The sequence below is a fragment of the Rhizomicrobium sp. genome (assembly GCF_056722145.1).
This window is the reverse complement of the sequence record NZ_JBWZET010000195.1, coordinates 1-6,770: the sequence shown is the minus strand read 5'-3', so window position 1 is coordinate 6,770 and position 6,770 is coordinate 1. Positions and strand designations below refer to the sequence as shown.

General features: G+C 64.3%; 6 protein-coding genes. 4 read left to right on the top strand and 2 right to left on the bottom strand.

Annotated elements, in window-relative coordinates; all coding sequences use genetic code 11:
- The 4 genes from ftsH to thiD form a co-directional block, all read left to right on the top strand.
- The coding region (gene ftsH, locus AC1P6P_RS10180; protein ID WP_481402330.1) for an ATP-dependent zinc metalloprotease FtsH at positions 1–1,805 on the top strand (1,805 nt) is incomplete at its 5' end.
- 112 nt (positions 1,806–1,917) lie between these two features.
- A complete protein-coding gene (folP, locus tag AC1P6P_RS10175) occupies positions 1,918–2,727 on the top strand; it encodes a dihydropteroate synthase (protein ID WP_481402329.1) in 810 nt (269 codons plus the stop codon).
- A gap of 50 nt (positions 2,728–2,777) precedes the next feature.
- Entirely contained in the window at positions 2,778–4,127 is a 1,350-nt protein-coding gene (gene glmM, locus AC1P6P_RS10170) for a phosphoglucosamine mutase (protein WP_481402328.1), read from the top strand.
- Positions 4,124–4,951, top strand: a complete 828-nt coding sequence (gene thiD / locus AC1P6P_RS10165; protein ID WP_481402327.1) for a bifunctional hydroxymethylpyrimidine kinase/phosphomethylpyrimidine kinase — start codon at positions 4,124–4,126, stop codon at positions 4,949–4,951. Before glmM ends, thiD begins: the two co-directional genes overlap by 4 nt.
- Before the next feature lie 49 nt (positions 4,952–5,000).
- Here the strand turns inward: thiD and AC1P6P_RS10160 are convergent, their stop codons facing one another.
- Positions 5,001–5,384 carry a YkgJ family cysteine cluster protein gene (locus tag AC1P6P_RS10160; RefSeq protein WP_481402326.1) on the bottom strand — a complete coding sequence of 128 codons (384 nt, stop codon included), beginning with the start codon at positions 5,382–5,384 and terminating at the stop codon, positions 5,001–5,003.
- A 73-nt stretch (positions 5,385–5,457) separates the two neighbouring features.
- The gene (locus AC1P6P_RS10155; RefSeq protein ID WP_481402325.1) at positions 5,458–6,744 is read right to left on the bottom strand and encodes an adenylosuccinate synthase; all 1,287 of its coding nucleotides are present in this window, start codon (positions 6,742–6,744) and stop codon (positions 5,458–5,460) included.
- Positions 6,745–6,770: the final 26 nt, after the last annotated feature.

The window sequence follows — 6,770 nt, the reverse complement described above, 5'->3', positions numbered from 1 at the left end:
AGATCAACGGCGACAACGTCAAGAGCGCGCAGATCGACGATCGCGAGCAGCAGCTGCGGTTGACCCTGAAGAAGGGCAACAACGACACCGACAATTCGGACAAGGTCATCACCAAATACCCGAGCGGGTACGCGGTCGACCTGTTCAATTCGCTGACAGCTAAAAACGCGAAGATCAGCACCGTCGTCAACCAGGGCAGCATCCTGGGCGAGCTGCTCGTCTACGTGCTGCCGCTGCTGCTGCTGGTGGGCTTGTTCGTGATGTTCTCCCGCATGCAGGGCGGCGCGCGGATGGGCTTCGGATTCGGCAAGTCGCGGGCCAAGCAGCTGAACAAGGACATGCCCAAGACCACCTTCGCCGACGTTGCCGGCGTCGACGAGGCGGTCGAGGAGCTGTACGAGATCAAGGACTTCCTGCAGAACCCGGGCCGCTATCAGGCGCTGGGCGCCAAGATTCCCAAGGGTGTGCTGCTCTACGGCCCGCCGGGGACGGGTAAGACGTTGTTGGCCCGGGCGGTGGCCGGCGAAGCCGGGGTGCCGTTCTTCACCATCTCGGGTTCCGACTTCGTCGAGATGTTCGTGGGCGTCGGCGCCAGCCGCGTGCGCGACATGTTCGAGCAGGCCAAGAAGAATTCGCCCTGCATCGTCTTCATCGATGAAATCGACGCGGTCGGCCGCCATCGCGGCGCCGGCCTCGGCGGCGGCAATGACGAACGCGAGCAGACCCTCAACCAGCTGCTCGTCGAAATGGACGGCTTCGAAGCCAATGAAGGCGTCATCCTGATCGCCGCCACCAACCGTCCCGACGTGCTCGATCCGGCGCTTCTGCGTCCCGGCCGTTTCGACCGCGAAATCGTGGTGCCCAATCCCGACCTCGCCGGCCGCGAGAAAATCCTGCGCGTGCATATGCGCAAGGTTCCGCTGGCCCCCGATGTCGATCCCAAGATCATCGCTCGCGGCACACCGGGCTTCTCCGGCGCCGATCTCGCCAACCTCGTCAACGAGGCGGCGTTGCTGGCAGCCCGGCGCGGCAAGCGCGTGGTATCGATGAGCGAGCTTGAAGACGCCAAGGACAAGGTGATGATGGGCGCCGAGCGCCGAAGCCTTGTCATGCGCGAAGAGGAAAAGAAGAACACCGCCTATCATGAGTCCGGCCATGCCATCGTGGCGCTCAACGTCATCGGCTCCGATCCGATCCACAAGGCGACCATCATTCCGCGCGGCCGTGCCCTCGGCATGGTGATGCGTCTACCCGAGCACGATCAGCTGTCGGTGACGCGTCAGAAGATGCTGGCCGACATCGCGGTGGCGTTCGGTGGGCGGCTTGCGGAAGAAATCGTGTTCGGTCGCGACATGGTCACCACCGGCGCGATTTCCGACATTCATATGGCCACGCGCATGGCCCGCAACATGGTCACGCGCTACGGCTTCTCCGATGAACTCGGGCCGATCGAATTTGCCGAGAACCAGGAAGAGGTCTTCCTCGGCCATTCGGTGGCGCGGACCCAGAACATCTCGGAAGCGACCGCGCAGAAGATCGATTCGGAAATCCGCCGCATCATCGACGATTGCTACAGCCGGGCGCGCCAGATCCTCACCGACAAGCGTGAGGACCTCAACACGCTCGCCAAGGGCCTGCTCGAATATGAGACCCTGACCGGCGACGAGATCACGGCGCTGTTGAAGGGCATTCCGCCGGTGCGCACGCCGTACGAAGAGCCCGAGCCGCAGCGCGGCCCCGGACCCAGCGTGCCGCAAGCGGGAGTACCCCGCGGTCTGTCGCCGGAACCGCAACCGGGGCATTGATCGCCGCTCCAATCCAGAAGGGCCCGGGATTCCCGGGCCCTTTTCGTTGGTTTTCCCGGCGCTGGCGACGCATTACTCTGTCGCTCCGATTGACGTTCGCGGAAAGCCGCTCATGACTTCCACCCTTCTCGGCATCCTCAACATCACCACGGATTCGTTTTCCGATGGCGGCCAATTCCTGGCGCGTGATGCCGCGCTGGCGCATGCGCGTGACCTGATGGCGGGTGGGGCTGATGGGCTCGACATTGGCGCGGCGGCTTCCAATCCGCGCTCGGCACCGGTGCCGCCGGAGGTCGAGATCGCCCGTCTGGCGCCGGTTGTTGCGGCACTGGCCGAGAAAAGCGTGCCGGTGTCGATCGACACCTTTTCCGCGCCGGTGCAGCGCTGGGCATTGGCGCAAGGTGTCGCCTATCTCAATGACATCCACGGCTTTGCCGATCCGGCGCTCTATCCGCTTCTGGCCGACAGCCCAGCCAAGCTGATCGTGATGCATGCGGTGCAGGCGGAAGGGCGCGCCACCGCCGACGATGTTCCGCCGGAAACTATCTTCGACCGCATATTGGAATTCTTCAAAATTCGTCTTGATGCGCTGACGGCGGCCGGTGTCACCGCCGACCGGCTGATTGTCGACCCCGGCATGGGGATGTTTTTGGGCCGCTATGCCGAAGCCTCCTACGAGGTATTGCGGCGCGTTGGCGATCTCAAACAAGCCTTCGGTTTACCGGTGTTGATCTCGGTATCGCGCAAATCTTTCTTGCGCGGAGGCCGTCCCGCAGGGGAGGCGGGGCCCGCCACTTTGGCCGCCGAACTCTTTGCAAGTCGTGCGGGGGCAGATTATATCCGCACCCACGATCCGGCCGCACTGGCCAGTGGTCTTAAGGTCTGGGATGCCATATTAAGCGGTAACAGAACGTCAACTTAACACGCCGCGTTTATTGGTATTATCCGGCTGTTCCCAGGTAGCGAGGGGCAATGACGCGCAGGTTTTTCGGCACTGACGGTATTCGCGGTCAGGCCAACACCCATCCGATGACGGCGGAAATCGCAATGAAGGTCGGCATGGCCGCCGGCCGCATTTTCCGGCGGGGCGAGCATCGCGGCCGCGTGGTGATCGGCAAGGACACCCGCCTCTCAGGCTATATGGTCGAGAACGCGCTGGTCGCCGGCTTCACCGCGGTCGGCATGGACGTGTTCCAGTTCGGTCCCTTGCCGACGCCGGGCGTGGCGATGCTGACGCGCTCGCTTCGCGCCGACCTCGGGGTGATGATCTCGGCTTCGCACAATCCCTACACCGACAACGGCATCAAGCTGTTCGGGCCCGACGGCAACAAGCTGTCCGACGCCCGCGAGGAGCAGATCGAAGCCCTGATGACCAATGGACTCGAGAGCGGTCTGGCGGCTCCGGCCCGGATCGGGCGGGCCAAGCGCATCGACGATGCCCAGGCGCGCTATATCGAGCTGGTGAAGGGCACCTTCCCGCGCCATCTGCGTCTCGACGGCCTCAGGGTGGTGATCGATTGCGCCAATGGTGCGGCCTACAAGGTGGCGCCAGCGGTACTGTGGGAACTGGGTGCCGAGATCATTCCGCTCGGCGTCGAGCCCAACGGCACCAACATCAATCTCGAATGCGGGTCCACTGCGCCGGAACAGATGTGCGCCAAGGTGCGCGAGGTGCGGGCCGACTTCGGTCTGGCGCTCGACGGCGATGCCGACCGCGTCGTGTTGTCCGACGAGTATGGCCGCATCATCGACGGTGACCAGGTTCTGGCGTTGATCGCCTCATGCTGGAAGAAGACCGATGCCCTGCGCGGCGGCGGCGTGGTCGGCACGGTGATGTCGAACGTCGGGCTCGAGCGCTATCTCGGCAGCCTCGACCTCAAGCTGGTGCGCGCCTCGGTCGGCGACCGCTATGTCATCGAGGAGATGAAAAAAGGCGGTTACAACGTCGGCGGCGAGCAGTCGGGGCACATCGTGCTCAACGATTTCTGCACTACCGGCGACGGGCTTCTGGCAGGCCTGCAGGTGCTCGCCGCCATCGCCATGGAAGGCAAGCCCGCCTCGGCGGCCTGCCATTTGTTCGAGCCGTTGCCGCAAGTGCTCAAGAACGTCCGCTTCAAGCACGGCCACCAGCCGCTGGAGCACGACAAGGTCAAGAAGACGATCGAAGGCTGCCGCGCCAAGCTGGAAGGCAAGGGTCGCATCTTGGTGCGCAAGTCGGGCACCGAGCCGGTGATCCGCATTATGGCCGAAGGCGACGACGAGAAGATGGTCGCCGGCGTGGTCGGCGAGATCGCCGATGCCATCGCGGATGCGGCGACGTGAGCCTGCCTCGGCTGCTCATTATCGCCGGCTCCGATTCCTCGGGTGGGGCCGGCATCCAGGCCGACATCAAGACGGCGACGGCGCTCGGCGTCTATGCCATGACGGCGGTGACCGCAATCACCGCCCAGAATACCAAGGGCGTCACCGCGGTCCATGCCGTGCCGCCCGAGATCGTCCGTCAGCAGATCATCGCCTGCCTGAAAGACATCGGCGCCGATGCGATCAAGACCGGGATGCTCGCCAATGCGGCGATCGTGAAGGTTGTGGCCGCGACGCTAAAGGAATACGCCCCCAACGTCCCCCTGGTCGTCGATCCGGTGATGGTGGCGACCTCTGGCGCGGCCTTGCTGAAGCCGGAGGCGGAAAAGACCGTCGTCAAACAGCTCATCCCGCTTGCCACCCTGATCACCCCGAACATTCCGGAGACCAAGCGGCTGACGGGGATCACCCGTACCGACCGGGCCTCGCTCAGCCGGGCCGGAGCGATCCTACGGGATATGGGGGCCAAGGCCGTGCTCATCAAGGGCGGCCATTCCAGCAAGGCCACCATCGACGACATTCTGATGTGGGAGCATGGCGTCGACGTTTACGGCTTCCCGCGGATCAAGACCCGCCATACCCACGGCACCGGCTGCACCCTGGCCTCGGCCATTGCCGCCAACCTCGCCAAGGATGAGCCGTTGTCGGTGGCGGTCGCCAAGGCCCGCGAATACGTCCAGGCTGCCATCGCCGCCGCGCCCGGGTTGGGCAAGGGCCACGGCCCGCTCAATCACATGGTGCAGTGGCAAGGCCGCCCGGTGCCGGGCTCGACGCTGAAGCCATAGTTGCGCACGCAGGGATGGCCGGGTCGAGCTCGGCCATGGACGGGGAAGATCAATCGTTCTGCGTCGTGACGATCATTTCCTGATCGTCCTGGGTATCGCGCTCGATCTTGAGGAATTCGTAGTAGCCGCATTTGCCGGTTGGATAGGCGCGGCAGATGTAGGGGCGCGCCTGATAGATGCCGCAGCAGCGCTTTTCCTGATCGAAGAAGCGGCAGATCTTGCCGAAATGCTCGTCGGCCTTGCGGCGCAGCTTGTAGGGGCCGTCCTTGGCGTCCTGCTTGCGGCCGGGCGTGACGAACTTCTTCTTGGCTTCGGCGAGCGAGACCTTGAAGTGCTTGGCGAGGCGCTTGAGGTCGCTCTCCTTCACCGGAATGATGTGATAGGAGCAGCAATAGCCCGGGCACTTCGAACAATCGAACGGTTTTTTAGCCATGATTCCCTGCATAACAGTGCGCGGGGCCGTTATCAATTCGGCCCAATCGCGCAATCACTGTGTGGATTAGCCCTCAGCCCAGGAAGGGGTCGTGCACCAGGATGGTGTCCTCGCGTTCGGGGCTGGTGGAGAGCAGCGCCACCGGTGCGTCGATCAGCTCCTCGATGCGGCGGACGTATTTGATGGCGTTGGCGGGCAGTTCGGCCCACGAGCGGGCGCCGCGGGTCGATTCCTGCCAGCCGGGGATGGTCTCATAGACCGGCTCGATGCGGGCCTGTTCCACCGCATCGGCGGGCAGGTAATCGTGGGTTTTGCCATCCAGCTTGTAGCCGACGCAAACCTTGATCTCGTCGAAACCGTCGAGCACGTCGAGCTTGGTCAGCGCGATGCCGTCGACGCCGCCGGTGACGATGGTCTGGCGCACCAAGACCGCATCGAACCAGCCGCAGCGGCGCTTGCGCCCCGTGACGGTGCCGAACTCGGCGCCCCTCTGGCCGATCTTCTCGCCGATGTCGTTTTTCTGCTCGGTCGGGAACGGCCCGTCGCCGACCCGCGTCGTATAGGCTTTGACGATGCCGAGCACATAGCCGTTCTGGCGCGGCCCGATGCCGGAGCCGGCCGCCGCCTGACCCGCCACCGTGTTTGATGAGGTGACGAAGGGATAGGTGCCGTGATCGACATCGAGCAGCACCGCCTGGGCGCCTTCGAACAGGATGCGCTTGCCCGCCTTGCGCGCAGAATCAAGCACCCGCCACACCGGCCCGACGAAGGGCAGGATCTGCGGCGCGATCTCGGCAAGCTGGGCGAGCACGGCCGCGGGCGCGATCTCCTCGGCGCCGACGCCACGGCGCAGCGCGTTGTGATGGCTAAGCAGACGGTCCACCTTGCCGGGCAGGGTGTTGAAATCCTTCAAGTCGACGGCGCGAATGGCGCGGCGGCCGACCTTGTCTTCGTATGCCGGGCCGATGCCGCGCTTGGTCGTTCCCAGCGCCTGCACCCCGGTCTCGCGCGCCGCATCAAGCTCGCGATGGAGCGGCAGGATCAGCGCCGCGTTTTCGGCCACCATCAGGTTCTCGGGCGTAACGGAGACGCCAAGCTGTTTCAGCCGCTCGATCTCGGCCGCCAGCGCCCACGGATCGACCACGACACCGTTGCCGATTACCGCCTGCTTGCCCTTGCGCACCACACCCGACGGCAGCAGCGACAGTTTGTAAGTGGTGCCATCGATGACGAGGGTGTGTCCAGCATTGTGGCCGCCCTGGAAGCGCACAACCACATCGGCGCGGGCCGACAGCCAGTCCACGATCTTGCCTTTGCCCTCGTCGCCCCACTGCGCGCCGATGATGGTGATATTTGACATAGATTTTTCCCTTTGATGATGAGATC